Origin of the sequence: Allobosea sp. Root381 (assembly GCF_001429395.1) — a bacterium.
Taxonomy (GTDB): Bacteria; Pseudomonadota; Alphaproteobacteria; order Rhizobiales; family Beijerinckiaceae; genus Allobosea.
Genome location: NZ_LMJT01000001.1, coordinates 556,627 through 571,932, shown reverse-complemented (window position 1 = coordinate 571,932; position 15,306 = coordinate 556,627). Strand labels below are relative to the sequence as shown.

Below are 15,306 nucleotides of genomic sequence, written 5' to 3'. Positions count from 1 at the left end.
TGGAATCGCAGCCCGGGCATGGAGCACGAGACCTATGGATGCCATCGCCGACGGAGCCCTCCGGCCCGAATCCATTCCGGAGCGGACCCCGGTTCCGCCCTTCGATCTGGTGATCTTCGGGGCTGGCGGGGATCTCGCCATGCGCAAGCTCTTTCCGGCCCTCGCCCAGCGCAGCCGCGAAGGCGTCCTGCCCGATGAGAGCCGCATCCTCGGCATCGTCCGCAAGCAGGAGGATGTCGAGGGGCTGCCGAAGCAGATCGCCAAGCGGCTTGCCGACGAGGGCCTCTCGAAGAGCGACGTGCAGGCCTTCCTGCATCGCGTCACCGTGGTCATGCTCGATGCGGTGAAGCCGGAGACCTATGGGGCGCTGAAGCAGGCGCTCGGCGGCAATGGCCGCGTGCGCTCCTTCTATCTCTCGACGCCGCCGGACCTCTTCATCCCGATCTGCGAGAACCTGGCCGCCGCCGACATCCTGACGCCGACCTCGCGCGTCATCCTCGAGAAGCCGCTCGGCCGCGATCTCGCCTCGGCCCGCGAGATCAACGATGCCGTCGCGCGCATCCTGCCGGAGGACCGCACCTACCGGATCGATCATTATCTCGGCAAGGAGACGGTCCAGAACCTGCTGGTGCTGCGCTTCGCCAACACCCTGTTCGAGCGCTCCTGGTCGAGCCGCGACATCGACAACGTCCAGATCACGGTCGCCGAGACGGTCGGTCTCGAAAGCCGCGCCGGCTATTACGACAAGGCCGGCCATATGCGCGACATGGTGCAGAACCATCTCATGCAGCTGCTGACGCTGTTCGCGATCGAGCCGCCGAACATGCTGGAGGCCGGCGCCGTTCGCGACGAGAAGATCAAGGTGCTCAAGGCGCTGCGCCCGATCGTCGGCCCCGATGTCCAACGCTATACGGTGCGCGGCCAGTATGTCGCCGGCCAGATCGACGGCCAGCGCGTGCCGGGCTATGCCGAGGAGCTTGGCCATCTCAGCTCGACCGAGACCTTCGTCGCGCTCCGCTGCGAGATCGACACCTGGCGCTGGGCCGGCGTGCCGATCTATCTGCGCACCGGCAAGCGCATGGCGCAGCGCTATTCCGAGATCGCGGTCACCTTCAAGCCGGTGCCGCATTCGATCTTCGGCGCGGGCTCCTGCGACCGGCTTGACGCCAACCGCCTCGTCATCCGGCTCCAGCCGAATGACGGCGTCCAACTCCAGCTGATGATGAAGGTGCCGGGTTCAGGCCGCCTCAAGGTCGTGCCGCGCCAACTCGACCTGCGCTATTCCACCGCCTTCGACGAGCGCACGCCGGATGCCTATGAGCGGCTGCTGACCGACGTGATCCGCGGCGACCAGACGCTGTTCATGCATCGCGACGAGGTCGAGCAGGCCTGGACCTGGGTCGATCCGATCATCGCCGGCTGGCACGATTATTCGCCGCATCCGCATCGCTATGCCGCGGGCTCCTGGGGGCCTTCGCAGGCGATCGGCCTGATCGAACGCGAAGGCCGTTCCTGGGCCGATCCGGATCTCGTCTGATGGAGCCGCGCGGCACCGTCGCCTGGCATCGCTTCGCCACGCTGGAAGACGCCTCGGAGGCGCTGGCCGAGGCCGTCACTGTCCGCCTGGGCACCTTGCTGGCGCAGCAGGGCAGGGCGTCGCTCGCCGTTCCCGGTGGCACGACGCCCGCACGTTTCCTCGCCGCGCTCGGCCGGCAGGACCTGCCATGGGAAAAAATCGTGCTGATGCCGACGGATGAGCGCTTCGTCGCGGCCGACGACACGGCCTCGAACGAGCGCATGATCCGCGAGCAGTTCGCGCCGCTGGCTGCGGGGCGCGTCGGCTTCCTGTCCTTCCATGGCCATGGCAGCGACATTGAGGCCGCAGCGTCCGCTCTCTGTGCGAAGCTGGCCGAGGCGCCGCCGCTCGATCTCCTGGTCAGCGGCATGGGCACGGATGGTCATGTCGCCTCGCTCTTCCCGGGCGGGGAGGCGGCGTTCCTTGCGGCGCCGGACAGCGGCATCGTCGTCGCGCGGCCGCCCGGCCTGCCGCCGCGTCTGTCGCTGTCGCCGGCGCGGCTGACCGGGGCCGGCTGGGCGAGCCTCCTGGTTTCCGGTGCGGCGAAGGAGGCGGTGTTGAAGGACGCCGCCGAACGCAGTGCTCCCCTACCGGTGGACCTGCTTCTCGGTCGCGAGCGGGGGCTCGACGTCTATTGGGCAAAAGGCTAGACCCGCCAGATTGGTCAAATCGATTGAAAGACGGGAACCATGGACGAAGCCGCTGTTCTTGAGCGCCTGAAGGCCTGTGGCGTGATCCCCGTGGTGGTGATCGAGGACGCCTCGCTTGCCGTTGATCTGGCCCATGCGCTGGTCGAGGGCGGCATCGACGTGGTCGAGGTGACATTGCGTCGCCCGGCCGGCCTTGCGGCGCTTGCTGCCATCGCCGAGGAGGTGCCGGCCGCGCTGCCGGTGGCCGGAACGGTGGTCACGCCGGCCCAGGTCATGCAGGTCAAGGAGGCCGGGGCCAAGGCTGTGGTCAGCCCGGGCTTCAGCGAAAGCGTCGATGTGGCATTACGCGAAGCCGGTTTGCCTTGGCTCCCCGGCGTCGCGACGGCTTCCGACTGCATGCGCGCCGTGGCCGCCGGCAGGACGGTGGCGAAGTTCTTCCCGGCCGAGCAGGCCGGCGGCCCCTCGGCCCTGAAGGCGCTGTCGGGCCCGTTCCCGCAGATGAGCTTCTGCCCGACCGGCGGCGTCGGCCTCGCGAACCTGTCGTCCTATCTCGCCTTGCCGCAGGTCATCTGCGTCGGCGGTTCCTGGCTGGTTCCCGCCGATGCCATCGCCACCGGCGACTGGAAGCGCGTCACCCAACTCGCGAGGGAGGCCAACGAGGCCTTCAAGGTGCTGCGCGGCTGAGGCTCAGGCCGCCGCCAGCCGCTCCACCACCAGATCGGCGATCGCGAGAGAGCTGGTCAGCCCCGGGCTCTCGATGCCGAGCAGGTTGACCAGTTCGGTAACGCCATGGACCTGCGGCCCGTCGATGCGGAAATCCGGCATCGGCTCGGTCGGCCCGTGCAGCTTCGGGCGGATGCCGGCATAGTCGGCGACCAGCGCGTTGTCCGGAAGCGCCGGCCAATAGGTCCGGATCGCGGCATAGAAGCTTTCGGCCCGCGCCGCGTCCACGACCAGGTCCTGATCGTCCTCGACCCATTGCACGTCCGGCCCGAACTTGACCCGCCCGCCCATGTCGATCGTGGCATGGATGCCGAGGCCCGCCGCCTCCGGCACCGGATAAACCAGGTGCGCGAAGGGCTGCTTGCCCAGCAGCGCGAAGTAATTGCCCTTGGCGTAGTGCTGCTGCGGGATGTACTGCGCCGGGAAGCCCTCGAGCCTGCCGAGCAGTCGCGGCGCACCATGGCCGGCCGAGTTGACGATCGTCTTCACCGAATAGGTCGCGGGCTCGTCGCCGCCGAAATCGACGCTGAAGCCTTCCGCCTCGCGACGCCAGCCGGCGATCGGCGTGTTGAGCGCCAGCGATCCCCCGGCAGCTTCGCACTCGCCGAGCAGCGACAGCATGTAGGCGTGGCTGTCGATCACGCCGGTCTCGGGCGAGAGCAGCGCGATCTCGCAGCGCACCTCCGGCTCGAGCGCCTTCGCCTCTCCGGCATCGAGCCAGCGCAGCGTATCGACGCCCGAGGCCTGCGCCCGCGCCATGATCGTCTCCAGCGCCGGCTTCTGCGCGGCGCTGGTCGCGACGATGAGCTTGCCGCAGGCCTTGTGGGGCAGGCCGCGCTCGCCGAGATAGGCGTAGAGCTTCTTGCGTCCTTCGACGCAGACATGCGCCTTCAGCGAGCCCGGCGGATAATAGATCCCAGCATGGATGACCTCGCTGTTGCGGGCGGAGGTCTGCGTGCCGATGCCCTCGGCCGCCTCGGCGATCACCACCTCGCGGCCGGCCAGCGCCAGGGCGCGGGCCGTCGCGAGGCCGACCACGCCGGCGCCGATCACGAGGCAGTCGATGTCATGCATGCGCGGGCTGCCGTCAGGCCTGGCGCGGCAGCGCGGTCTCGATGAGGTTCGCCCAGTAGGTCACGCCGACCGGGATCACCTCGTCGTTGAACTCGTAGGCCGGGTGGTGGAGGCCGGCCGAGTCGCCATTGCCGATATTGATGAAGGCGCCGGGGCGCTCCTCCAGCATGTAGGAGAAGTCCTCCGAACCCATCGTCGGCGGCACGCTGGTGTCGACCTTGCCCTCGCCGAACGCGGCATCGATGGTGCCCACCACGAATTCAGCCTGGGCGGCGTGGTTGAAGGTCACCGGATAGCCGCGGTGATACTCGCAGGAATAGGTCATGCCGAAGGCCGTCATCAGCCCCTCGGTGATCTCGGTGACGCGCTTCTCGGCGAGGTCGCGCATCTCCGGGGTCAGCGTGCGGATCGAGCCCTTGATCTCGACCGTCTGCGGAATGACGTTGAAGGCCTCGCCGGCATTCAGCGCCGTCACTGAGACGACGATCGAGTCCAGCGGATCGGCATTGCGCGACGAGATCGTCTGCAGCGCGGTGACGAGCTGGCAGGCTGCGACGATCGGGTCGTTGACGCGATGCGGCGCGGCGGCATGCCCGCCCTTGCCCTCGATCTTGATGTGCAGGCGGTCGGCGGCCGCCATGGTCGGGCCCTTGCGGACATCGAACTGGCCGATCGGCAAGCCCGGCTTGTTGTGCATGCCATAGACCTCGTGCACGCCGAAGCGGCTCATCAGCCCGTCGTCGATCATCGCCTTGGCGCCGGCCCCGCCTTCCTCCGCCGGCTGGAAGACGACGACGGCGGTGCCGTCGAAATCGCGCGTCTCGGCGAGATACTTCGCGGCGCCGAGCAGCATCGCGGTGTGGCCGTCATGGCCGCAGGCGTGCATCTTGCCCGGAATCGTCGAGCGATGCTCCAGATTGGTTTCTTCGTGGATCGGTAGCGCGTCCATGTCGGCGCGCATCGCGATCACCTTGCCGGCACCCTGGCCCTTGCCCTTGATGACGCCGACGACGCCGGTCCGGCCGATGCCCGTCACGACCTCGTCAACGCCCCATTCGGTCAGCTTCTGCGCGACGATACCGGCGGTCCGGTGGACGTCGTACATCAGCTCGGGATGGCGGTGGAGGTCGCGGCGGATGGCGGTGATCTCGGGAGCGAGCGCGGCAATGACTTCGGCTTTGGGCATCGTGTCCTCGAATGAAGGGAGGCGGCGAACTCCGCAGGAAACGGGTTGCCACGGATAAGCTAGCGGGGGCGTGCGCTCCTGTCCAAGCCGGTGACGGCGGGCAGGGTGGACGCCCGGACATGGCGGGCGCCTCAGGCCTCGGTCGGAACGTAGCGGCGGGATGCCTCGCTGCGGTCGTCATAGGCGGCCTCGAAGATCGCCGCCGCGACCGTCGCGCGCACATGCAGCGTGCCGGTCCCGATGTTCCGGAAGCCGTGGCGGGCACCTGCCGGGATCACCACGGACTGGTTGGCGGTCAGCACGATCCTGCTGTCGCGCAGCAGGATCTCGGCCGTTCCGGCGATGACCTCCAGAACCTCCTCGACCGCATGCAGATGGATTGGGGCGCCGAGACCGGGCTCGCAATACTGCTCGAAGATGCAGATCTGGCGGCTCTGGACCAGCGCCGAAACCCGCATCTGGGTCATCACGCCGTCGCGCCATTTTTCCTGCGGCTGCGTGTTGTGGTCGAGGATATCCATCGTGTCTCTTCCTATCGGGGCGATGCGGCGGGGCCTCAGACGCCGAACTGCGTCCGCCAGGCCGCGATGTCCTCGAGCGCGACATTCGAGCCGCAGAGCACGAGGCCGACCCGCTCGCCCGGCTTGAACATCTCCTTGCGCGCCATCGCCGCCGCGACGACGCAGGCGGCCGCCGGCTCCAGCAATACGCGCCCGTTCTGCAGCACCCAGTCGATCTCGCGCACCGCCTCGGCATCGGGTACGACCACGATATCCTCGACGAACTGCCGCGCCGCCGCCATCGTGCGTTCCGTTGCGAAGGGCGCGCCCAGCGTCCGCGCGATTGAGGTCGGCCTGATCGACACCGGCTTGCCGGCAGCCAGAGCCTGCGACATCGTCGTCGCGCCTTCCGTCTCGACGCCGTGGATGCGCAGCGCCGGGTCGAGCCCCTTCATCGCCGCCCCGACCCCGGCCGCAAAGCCGCCGCCGCCGATCGAGATGAAGACATGGTCGAGCCGGCCGCCGGCATCGTTGTTCATTTCGAGGCCGAGCGAGCCGTGCCCGGCGATGATCGCCGGATCGTCATAGGAATGAACGTTGGTCATGCCCTTCGCGGCGTAGTCCTCGGCCTTGGCGAAGGCTGCGACCGAATCCTCGCAGAGCTCGACCTCGGCACCCAGCGAGCGCGCCATCTCGACATTGAAGGCGGCCGCATTCTGCGGCATCAGCACGAGGGCGCGGCAACCCATGCTTTTCGCCACCAGCGCGACCGCGATGGCATGGTTGCCGCCCGAGACCGTGACGACGCCGTTCGCCAGCTCCCGGTCGCTCAGGCTCATCAGCTTGTTGAAGCAGCCGCGCACCTTGAAGGAGCCACCGAGCTGGAGGCTCTCGACCTTCACCACCGTCTCGACGCCGAGCCGGGCTGAGAGACCGGGGCTGTGATAGGTCGGCGTCCGCCGGATCTTGCCGGCGATGCGTGCTGCGGCCGCCTGGATGTCGCCGAGTGTGACGTCGAATGTCATGCATGCGCCTCTTGCTTCGTCCCGGTTCTTATAGGGCGCGCGACCGCGGACGGAAACGCAACCGTTGGCATGGCCGGCGCAGGCGCCTACTACAGGCCAAGGCCGCCCGGCACGAAACCTGCCTTGCCCGAATTTTTCTGGAGAACCGCCTCGTGACGATGACGCCCAAGGAGATGCTCGCCAAGCTGGTTTCGTTCAACACGGAATCGCATCGCAGCAATCTCGAACTGATCCATTTCTGCCGCGACTACCTTGCGGGCCTCGGCGTCGAGAGCACGCTGGTCCATAATGAAGACGGGCAGAAGGCCAATCTCTACGCCACGATCGGCCCGAAGGTGGATGGCGGCGTCGTCCTGTCCGGCCATACCGACGTCGTGCCCGTCGCGGGGCAGGAGTGGAGCTCGGATCCCTGGACGCTGACCGAGCGCGACGGCAAGCTCTACGGCCGCGGCGCCTGCGACATGAAGGGCTTCGACGCCCTGGCGCTCGTTGCCGTGCCGAAGATGCTGGCCGCTCCGCTGAAGCGCCCCGTGCATATCGCGCTATCCTATGACGAGGAGGTCGGCTGCGTCGGCGCGCGCGTTCTGATCAATGCGATGGTCGCTGCCGGCATCCGTCCCTCCGCGGTGATCGTCGGCGAGCCGACGATGATGCAGGTCGCGACCGGCCATAAGGGCGTGATGCGGATGCGCACGACCGTGCACGGCCATGCGGTGCATTCGAGCCGCGTCGATATCGGCGTGCCGGCCATCATGGTCGCGGGCGAGCTGATCCACTGGTCGAACGAGGTGATGGCGGAGAACAAGGCCAAGGCCGCAGCCGACAGCATTTTCGAGCCGCCCTATTCGACGCTGCATGTCGGCACGGTCGAGGGCGGCACGGCGGCCAACATCACGGCCGAATACTGCTCCTTCGTGCATGAGGTCCGCTGCGTTCCCGGCGAGACGCCGGCGCAATACGAGGCGCGCTATCGCGAGAAGCTCGCCGAGACCGAGGCGCGGATGAAGGCGATCGCGCCGGCCGCCCGCATCGAGTTCCAGATCTCCTCCAATACGCCCGGCACCTCGCCGGAGACCGACGGCGCCGCCGAGGCGTTGGCGCGGCGCATCACCGGCGACAACGGCACCCATGTCGTCGCCTTCGGCACCGAAGGCGGTCTGTTCCAGGGCGTGGAGTGGTCGACGGTGATCTGCGGGCCGGGCGACATCGCCCAGGCGCATCAGCCTGACGAGTTCATCGCGATCTCGCAGCTCGAGGCCGGCGAGCGCTTCATCGACGGCGTGATCGCGGAACTGTCTCGTTAGAGCGAGAATTGGCGGCCGCTCGCCTCAGGCGGGCGTGCCGCCTGCCTTGGGGCGGTGGTTGGCCGGCTTGAGCAGGGGCGCGACGGGCCGGTCGGTGCGGTACTGGCCGCGCGCGATGGCGCCGAACATCAGCACGACCGCTGTCAGCGTCATCAGCCACCAGGTCTGGAAGGTGGCGAAGCCGAGCGCGCTCAGGGCGAAGGCCGTGCTGAAGGCGGCCACGCCGCCGGCTGCCAGCGCGCCCGGCATGCGGGCGGCTGCGCGGATGGCGAAGTAGAGGCTGGCGGCGCCGGCCACCGCGCCGACGAGGCCGAGCTCGTACCAGACCTCGAAGAGCAGGGTCACCGGTGCCGGTTGCGGCAGCGCGCCGGTCACGCGCCCGCGCAGCACGGTGTCGAGCCCATGCCCGGTCACGAGCTTGACCGGATCGGCGCTGATCACATCGGCCCAGACCGCCAGAGACTGCGCAGCCTCGCCCTGGGCAAAGGCCGCGACGAGCGGGATCAGCAGGAAGGGCAGCAGCGGCGCGATCAGCATCAACCCGGCGATGATCGCGGCGATGATGGCGGAGGCTGAGCGACGTTCGGCGCTGACGGCGCCGAAGGCGGCAGCGCCGCAGACCATCGCCACCGCCTCGCCGTCGTCGAATCGCGTCAGGGCGAGCAGGCCGACCACGAGCGCAAGCCCCAGCGCGCTCAGTCCTCGCTCGCGCGAGAGCAGCCAGGCCAGCGCCGGCCAGGTCATGATCAGGATGACGCTGATGGCGCGCTCGACGCCGGCGTCGGTATCCTCATGGCGGAACTCCGCGATCACGACGAGCGCGAGCGCGAAGGCCCCCGCGATACCGGTGCCCAGCGCCACGAGGTTGAGGTTGGAGGCACGCATCCGCTCCGGGAGGGCGGCCATGCCGGCGAAGCCGAGCGCGATGGCGAGCACGAGATTGCCCGCCTTTTCGGTCGCCGAAGCCGTATAGGGGCTCCAGACCAGCGAGAGCAGCGCCCAGGCCACGAGCCCGATCAGGATCATGCCCGGAAGGCTGAGCACGCCGCGCCGCAGCATCGCGATGAAGCGGCCGGGCTCCTCGATCAGGGCGGCGATCACCAGCAGGACGACGCCGATCGGCGCCAGCACCACGGCTGCGCGGCGCGAGACCAGCGCTGCTAGCGGCAGGGCGAGCGCCAGCGTGCCGAAGCCGATGCGGCGCAGCAGCCTTGCCGCATCGGCAGAGGGGTCGAGCAGGGCGTGGGAACGTCGATGAGGCATCGATCTGCGAACCGCGAAATGATCTCCGCCGGAGAGGTGCCGGAGAGGGAATTGCCCTTACCGTAGCGGCCCGGTGCGGCAGAGACTGTAGGTGCGGTGCAACACCTGCGCACATCTTGATCGCGGCAGGCGTCTCGCCTGCGACCAAAGCCCTCTGGCAGCGGGCCGGCTTTCGTGGGATGACTTCGCCATGACGCTGCTGGCCGCCATTCCCTATTCTTCCGGTTTCAGGATCGACGGATTCATGGCCGATCTCGCGCTGCGCCTGAGGGGGCGTGGCCTGCGGCTCGGCGGCGTCGTGCAGCACAATGAGGGCGCGTGCGAGCAGGGCTGCCTGTCCATGGCGCTGGAGGATCTCGCCAGCGGCGAGCGTTTTCCGATCAGCGAGGATCGTGGCGCCGCGTCCTCCGGATGCCGGCTCGATGCGGCCGGCCTCGCCGCTGCCGGTGGCGCGCTCGCCGCCGCTCTGGCGGGGGGGGCCGAGCTCGTCATCGTCAACAAGTTCGGCCGCCAGGAGATGCTCGGCCAGGGCCTGCGGCAGGAGATCGCCGCCGCGCTGATGGCAGGGCTGCCGCTTCTCATCGCCGTCAGGGAGGATTTCCTGCCGGGCTGGCGCGACTTCGCCGGAGAGGACTGGACCGAGCTGCCGCCGCAGCTGGACGCCATCGAGGCCTGGGCGCTGTCGCAGGCGCGCCTTCCCGCCTGAACGCCGCCGGAGGAGCAGCCGCGATGGCGCAGGATATGAGCTTTCTCGACGATTATCTCGTGCGGCCGGACCCGCAGGCGCCGCGCCTCGGTGCCACCGTCTCCGGCATCGACCAGACGGGGGCGAAGGTCGAGACCCGAGTCGTCACGGAACGGGCCCTGACGCTCTACCTCAACGCCCAGGAGATCGTCACGATGATGACGATCGGCGATCATCCGGATTATCTCGCGCTCGGCTATCTGCTGAACCAGAACATGCTGAAGCGCGGCGATGTCGTCGATGCGGTCGATTACGACGAGGAGCTCGAGGTCGTCGTCGTCCGCACGCCCGAGCGCACGAATTTCGAGCAGAAGCTCAAGAAGAAGACGCTGACCTCCGGCTGCGCCCAGGGCACTGCCTTCGGCGACCTGATGGAGGCGATCGACGAGATCGAACTGCCCAAGGCCGAACTGCGCACCAGCTGGCTCTACGCGCTGACGAAGAAGATCAACACCACGCCTTCGCTCTACCTGGAAGCCGGCGCGATCCATGGCTGCGTGCTCTGCGAGGGCGACAAGCCGCTGGTCTATATGGAGGACGTCGGCCGCCACAACGCCGTCGACAAGGTCGCGGGCTGGATGTTCCGGCACGATGCCGATCCGGCCAGGATGATCTTCTACACCACCGGCCGCCTGACCTCGGAGATGGTGATCAAGACCGTCCGCATGGGCATTCCGGTCCTGGTCTCGCGCTCGGGCTTCACCGAATGGGGCGTCGAGCTTGCCCGGAAGGCTGGCCTCACTTTGATCGGCCGGGCCCGCGGCAAGCGCTTCGTGGCGCTGGCCGGCGAGGAGAACATCGTCTTCGATCAGGATCCGGATACGGTCGAGGAGGAGGGCGGCAAGAGCCGGCGCAAGGGGGCAGAGCGTGAGGACTGAGCCGCGCTGTCATTCCGGGGCTTCGCGCAGCGAAGAACCCGTAACCCACGACCGGGCGAGCGCTTTGCAACGCCGTCGGATGGTCGAGCCCGGTCGTGGATTCCGGGTTCGGCAATCGGGGTCGCCCCGGAATGACAAGGTGGGGTTGGAATGAACGCCCCAACCCTCGGCCTGCTGCTTGCCGGCGGCCTCGCCCGCCGCATGGGCGGTGGCGACAAGCCGCTGCGCCTGATTGCGGGCCGCAGCATCCTGGCCCATGTGATCGAGCGGCTCGAGCCCCAATGCGATGGCTTGCTGGTCAACGCCAATGGCGATCCGGCCCGCTTCGCCGATTACGGCCTGCCGGTCGTCGCCGACAGCGTGCCTGATTTCGCCGGTCCCCTCGCCGGCATACTCGCCGGGCTCGACTGGATGGCCGCCAACCGTCCGGAGCTGGAATGGCTCGTCAGCGTCGCAGCTGATACGCCCTTCATCCCGCGCGATCTCGTCGCTCGCCTGCATGCGGCCCGCGAGGCCCGACGAGCGCCGCTCGCCTGCGCCGCGTCGGGCGGCTGGACCCACCCCGTCATCGGTCTCTGGCCGGTCTCGCTGCGCGAGGAACTGCGCCACGCGCTGACGGTCGAGGACGAGCGCAAGATCGACCGCTGGACCGCGCGCCATGGCTGCGCCTCGGCCGAATGGGAGACGGCTCCGGTCGATCCTTTCTTCAACGCCAACAGGCCCGATGATCTCGCCGAGGCCGAGCGGCTCTTTGCCGCCCTGCCGCGCGCTTGATCCGCTTAGCTGCCCTCGCTATCTCTCGTGATAAGAGCGGCTTATCGCTGCCGCGCCGACCGGGGGAGAAAACCATGAAATCATTCGTCGCAGCCGTTGCCGTTGCCGCAATCCTCGCCTTCGGGGCGAGCTTGGTGCTCAACGATTATTTCCAGAAGCCCGTCGAGGTCGCCTTCAGCACCGGCGGCGTGCGGCTCTAAGCAGTCCTCGAACGGCTGATCCGCCAGTTTCGTCATTGCGAGCGTAGCGAAGCAATCCAGGGGGGCGTAGAGTGCTACCGCTCCTGGATTGCTTCGCTACGCTCGCAATGACGGTGAGAGGCGCCCGAGGTTGCCCGCAAAAGCGCTCTAACCCTCCAGCAGCGCCTTCAGCGCCGCCAGATCGCGCGCCACCATCCCGGCATCGCGCGCCATATCGTCGTCGGACATGTCGCGCTGGAACAGCGTGAAGACGACCTCGCTGCCGCTGCCGTTGGCCATGACACGCAGCGGGTTGTGCATTGCCGGCCCGTTCGGCGGGATCACGGCATGGTCGAGGATGCCATGGGCGTTCGGCTCGCTGAAGGCGATGCGCATCGGCCCCATCGGCGTCTGCGCCGCCCAGACCATGCCCTCGACATGGCGGAAGTCGCGGCCGAGCCCCTCCGCCCATTTCGGAAAGTTCTGCGGCTCGGCCATGAAGGCATAGACCTCGTCGGCCGGCCGCTCGATCGTGATCCCGATATGGCGCGCTCTGCTCGTCGACATCGCCTGCTCCATCGTGTTCACGAACAAAATAGGAACAAGCGCGCGGCTGGGTCAAGCCGACCCCTTGCCGGTCACTCGATGACGATGCGCGGCGCAGCCCTGACACTCCCGCCCGCGAGCGAGGCCATGACCTGCCGGGCGATCATCAGATAGGCCTTCGCATGGGCGGAATCCGGGTCGCTCGCCACGATCGGCCGGCCGGAATCGGAAGTCTCGCGGATCGGCATGGCGAGCGGAACCTCGCCAAGGAAGGGTACGCCGAGCCGCTCGGCCTCGTGGCGCGCGCCGCCATGGGCGAAGATATCGGAGCGGTGGCCGCATTCCGGGCAGATGAAATAGCTCATGTTCTCGACGAGGCCGAGGATCGGAACCTCCACCTTCTTGAACATGGCGACGCCGCGCCGCGCATCGAGCAATGCGAGGTCCTGCGGCGTCGAGACGATCACGGCGCCGGCCAGCGGCGTCTGCTGGGCCATGGTGAGCTGGGCGTCGCCGGTGCCCGGCGGCATGTCGACGACGAGCACGTCGAGCTCGCCCCAGGCGACCTCGCGGAGCATCTGGGTGATCGCCGAGATCACCATCGGCCCGCGCCAGATCATCGGCGTCTCCTCGTCGATCAGGAAGCCGATCGACATGATCTTGAGCCCGTAGGCCTCCATCGGCGCCAGCGTCCGGCCGGAAACGAGCCGCGGCTTGCCGGTGACGCCGAAGATCTTCGGCACGGAAGGCCCGTAGATGTCTGCGTCGAGCACGCCGACCTTGAGGCCGAGCGTCGCCAGCGCCACGGCGAGGTTCGCGGTAGTGGTCGATTTGCCGACGCCGCCCTTGCCCGAGGCCACGGCGATGATCTGCTTCACGCCCGGCACGCCGGCGGCCTTCGGCGTCGGCCCGCCGGGCGCGGGGCGGTGCGCCTGCTGGCGCGCCTGTGCGGCGGCGGAGGAGGGCGCCTTGTCGGCCGTCAGCCCGACTAGCACCTGCGTCACGCCGGGCAGCCCGGAAACGGCGCTTTCCGCCGCTTTGCGGACCGGTTCCATCGTGCCGGCCTCATTGGGATCGATGCCGATGGCGAAGATCACCTTGCCGCCGTCGATCAGGATGTCCCCGATGCGGCCGGAGGCCGAGAGCGATTGCCCGGCCGGCAGCTTGACCAGTTCGAGGGCGCGCAGGATGTCGGCTTGGGTCAGGGCCACGTCGGCTAACTCCGTTCGGCGTGGCCGTCAGGCGGCCGCCTTGCGAATATGGAAGACGAGAAGGTCGCCATCGCTGCGGCTCTCCTCGATCGCGTCTCCGGTTTCGCGCATCAGGTTGGGAATGTCGATTGCCGCCATCGGATCGGTGCATTCGACGACGAACAGCGCGCCGGGCTCAGCGCCTTTCAGCGCCTTGCGCACCCGCAAGGCGGGCAGGGGGCATTTGAGGCCACGGAGATTGAGCGGGGTCGCGGTCATGGGCGGAGCCGGTTGCAGGTCGGATCGCTTCATAGGATGGCTCCTCGCGCGGGAGCAACTGTCCGCTTTGTCACGCCGACGAGCCGGTCCATGATGGTGCGATGCTGAAACCCGCCTCTTGCCTCGTCTTGCTCATGCTGGCCGTCTCGCCTTCGTCGGGGGAAGAGCTGCGCGGCCATGGCGGGCCGGTGCGGTCGGTCGCGGTATCGGGCGACGGGCGTTCCGCGATGACCGGCTCCTTCGACCAGTCGGCGATCCTGTGGAACCTGGCCGATGGCACCGCGCAGAAGGTGCTGCGCTTTCATCAGGGGGCGGTGAATGCGGTGGCGACCGTTCCGGGCGCAGGCTTCGCGACCGGCGCCGAGGATGGTCGCATCGCGCTCTGGCGGGGAGATGCCGGTGAGCCGGCGCAGGTCTTCGAGGGCCATAAGGGCCCGATAGCCGCGCTCGCAATATCGCCGGACGGCCGCCTGATCGCCTCTGCCTCCTGGGACGAGACATTACGCGTGACCGCGCTGGCGGACGGCAAGGCCCGCCTGCTGCAGGGCCATGCCGGCCCGGTCAACGGCGTCGCCTTCCTGCCCGGCGGCGCCATCGTCTCCTCGGGCTATGACGCGACGCTGCGGATCTGGCCGTCCGAGGAGGCGGGAGCGCCGCGGATCATCGCCCTGCCGGCGCCGCTCAACGGCGTCGTGGTCGCGCCCGACGGCGAGATCGCGGTCGCGGCCGCCGATGGCCGGCTGCGGCTGTTCTCGCCCGATAGCGAGGCGCAAGGCGAGATCGCGATCGGCCAGACGCCGATCATCGCGCTGGCGATCTCGGCGGACGGCGCCACGATCGCGGCAGGCGGATTGCGCGGCCAGGTCGCGCTGATCGACCGCAAGACCCGCAGCATCCGCGCGACGCTCGTCGGGCCGGGCCTGCCCGTCTGGTCGCTCGCCTTCCTGCCTGATGGCAGGCAACTCTTGTCGGGCGGAGCGGACCGGTTGGTCCGACGCTGGAACGCGGTCACCGGCGAGCATGTCGGCACGGTCGTGCCGCGCGCCGGGGCCGATCCGCTCGCCGCCTTCAACGGCGAGCGCGGCGCCGAGGTCTTCCGCGCCTGCGCCGCCTGCCACACGCTTACCCCTTCGGACGGCAACCGCGCCGGCCCCACCTTGCACGGCCTCTTCGGCCGCAGGATCGCGAGCGCGCCGGGCTACGCCTATTCCGAGGCCTTCAAGACGATGGACATCGTCTGGACCAAGGAGACGGTGGCGAAGCTTTTCGAGATCGGCCCGAACGCCTACACCCCCGGCACCAAGATGCCCGAACAGACCATCGGCTCGGCGCAGGACAGGCAGGCCCTGGTCGATTGGCTGGAGAAGGTGACGCGCTGAGCGTCCGTCATTCCGGGGCGCTGCGCAGCGGCGAA

Annotated in this window: 17 protein-coding genes; 9 read left to right on the top strand and 8 right to left on the bottom strand. The window is 68.5% G+C overall.

The genetic code is table 11. From position 1 onward, the window contains the following. Positions 1–34 precede the first annotated feature (34 nt). The 3 genes from zwf to eda are packed head-to-tail and all read left to right on the top strand — an operon-like array spanning position 35 to position 2,910. The gene (gene zwf, locus ASE63_RS02700) at positions 35–1,537 is read left to right on the top strand and encodes a glucose-6-phosphate dehydrogenase (protein ID WP_056796020.1); all 1,503 of its coding nucleotides are present in this window, start codon (positions 35–37) and stop codon (positions 1,535–1,537) included. After that, positions 1,537–2,226 (top strand): 6-phosphogluconolactonase, encoded by a 690-nt coding sequence (pgl, locus tag ASE63_RS02695; protein ID WP_056796019.1) that lies wholly within the window; start codon positions 1,537–1,539, stop codon positions 2,224–2,226. The genes zwf and pgl overlap by 1 nt, the downstream gene beginning before the upstream one ends. Positions 2,227–2,265: 39 nt before the next feature. Then, on the top strand, positions 2,266–2,910 hold the full coding sequence (gene eda, locus ASE63_RS02690) for a bifunctional 4-hydroxy-2-oxoglutarate aldolase/2-dehydro-3-deoxy-phosphogluconate aldolase (RefSeq protein WP_056796016.1): 645 nt from the start codon (positions 2,266–2,268) through the stop codon (positions 2,908–2,910). Positions 2,911–2,913: 3 nt separating this feature from the next. Here eda and ASE63_RS02685 read toward each other — a convergent pair whose 3' ends face one another. From ASE63_RS02685 to ASE63_RS02670, 4 genes are all read right to left on the bottom strand, one after another. Then, entirely contained in the window at positions 2,914–4,023 is a 1,110-nt protein-coding gene (locus ASE63_RS02685; protein WP_056796013.1) for an NAD(P)/FAD-dependent oxidoreductase, read from the bottom strand. A 13-nt stretch (positions 4,024–4,036) separates the two neighbouring features. Beyond that, positions 4,037–5,209, bottom strand: coding sequence for a M20 aminoacylase family protein (locus ASE63_RS02680; protein WP_056796010.1), 1,173 nt, complete (start codon positions 5,207–5,209; stop codon positions 4,037–4,039). A 131-nt stretch (positions 5,210–5,340) separates the two neighbouring features. Next, positions 5,341–5,730 carry a cupin domain-containing protein gene (locus tag ASE63_RS02675; RefSeq protein WP_056796008.1) on the bottom strand — a complete coding sequence of 130 codons (390 nt, stop codon included), beginning with the start codon at positions 5,728–5,730 and terminating at the stop codon, positions 5,341–5,343. A gap of 35 nt (positions 5,731–5,765) precedes the next feature. Beyond that, positions 5,766–6,734: a pyridoxal-phosphate dependent enzyme gene (locus tag ASE63_RS02670; protein ID WP_056796005.1), complete on the bottom strand. Its 969-nt coding sequence runs from the start codon at positions 6,732–6,734 to the stop codon at positions 5,766–5,768. 158 nt (positions 6,735–6,892) lie between these two features. Here ASE63_RS02670 and argE point away from each other — a divergent pair, with 158 nt between their 5' ends. Beyond that, positions 6,893–8,038, top strand: a complete 1,146-nt coding sequence (gene argE / locus ASE63_RS02665) for an acetylornithine deacetylase (RefSeq protein WP_056796002.1) — start codon at positions 6,893–6,895, stop codon at positions 8,036–8,038. A 24-nt stretch (positions 8,039–8,062) separates the two neighbouring features. Here the strand turns inward: argE and ASE63_RS02660 are convergent, their stop codons facing one another. Further along, positions 8,063–9,301 carry a hypothetical protein gene (locus tag ASE63_RS02660; protein WP_056795998.1) on the bottom strand — a complete coding sequence of 413 codons (1,239 nt, stop codon included), beginning with the start codon at positions 9,299–9,301 and terminating at the stop codon, positions 8,063–8,065. Positions 9,302–9,491: 190 nt separating this feature from the next. Between ASE63_RS02660 and ASE63_RS02655 the strand changes: the two genes are divergently transcribed. The 4 genes from ASE63_RS02655 (at position 9,492) to ASE63_RS28695 (ending at position 11,898) form a co-directional block, all read left to right on the top strand. Beyond that, positions 9,492–10,007, top strand: a complete 516-nt coding sequence (locus tag ASE63_RS02655) for a DUF2478 domain-containing protein (protein WP_056795995.1) — start codon at positions 9,492–9,494, stop codon at positions 10,005–10,007. 23 nt (positions 10,008–10,030) lie between these two features. Further along, positions 10,031–10,924: a formate dehydrogenase accessory sulfurtransferase FdhD gene (locus tag ASE63_RS02650; protein ID WP_244491245.1), complete on the top strand. Its 894-nt coding sequence runs from the start codon at positions 10,031–10,033 to the stop codon at positions 10,922–10,924. Between the two features lie 150 nt (positions 10,925–11,074). Further along, positions 11,075–11,698 carry a molybdenum cofactor guanylyltransferase MobA gene (gene mobA, locus ASE63_RS02645; RefSeq protein ID WP_056795992.1) on the top strand — a complete coding sequence of 208 codons (624 nt, stop codon included), beginning with the start codon at positions 11,075–11,077 and terminating at the stop codon, positions 11,696–11,698. 74 nt (positions 11,699–11,772) lie between these two features. Then, positions 11,773–11,898 carry a hypothetical protein gene (locus ASE63_RS28695; protein ID WP_280137431.1) on the top strand — a complete coding sequence of 42 codons (126 nt, stop codon included), beginning with the start codon at positions 11,773–11,775 and terminating at the stop codon, positions 11,896–11,898. Positions 11,899–12,045: 147 nt separating this feature from the next. Here ASE63_RS28695 and ASE63_RS02640 read toward each other — a convergent pair whose 3' ends face one another. The 3 genes from ASE63_RS02640 to ASE63_RS02630 form a co-directional block, all read right to left on the bottom strand. Further along, positions 12,046–12,444 carry a hypothetical protein gene (locus ASE63_RS02640; RefSeq protein WP_056796609.1) on the bottom strand — a complete coding sequence of 133 codons (399 nt, stop codon included), beginning with the start codon at positions 12,442–12,444 and terminating at the stop codon, positions 12,046–12,048. 71 nt (positions 12,445–12,515) lie between these two features. After that, positions 12,516–13,634 carry an Mrp/NBP35 family ATP-binding protein gene (locus tag ASE63_RS02635; protein ID WP_056795989.1) on the bottom strand — a complete coding sequence of 373 codons (1,119 nt, stop codon included), beginning with the start codon at positions 13,632–13,634 and terminating at the stop codon, positions 12,516–12,518. Positions 13,635–13,661: 27 nt separating this feature from the next. Continuing rightward, the gene (locus ASE63_RS02630) at positions 13,662–13,892 is read right to left on the bottom strand and encodes a sulfurtransferase TusA family protein (protein WP_056795987.1); all 231 of its coding nucleotides are present in this window, start codon (positions 13,890–13,892) and stop codon (positions 13,662–13,664) included. 101 nt (positions 13,893–13,993) lie between these two features. Between ASE63_RS02630 and ASE63_RS02625 the strand changes: the two genes are divergently transcribed. Then, positions 13,994–15,271, top strand: a complete 1,278-nt coding sequence (locus ASE63_RS02625; protein WP_056795985.1) for a c-type cytochrome — start codon at positions 13,994–13,996, stop codon at positions 15,269–15,271. Positions 15,272–15,306: the final 35 nt, after the last annotated feature.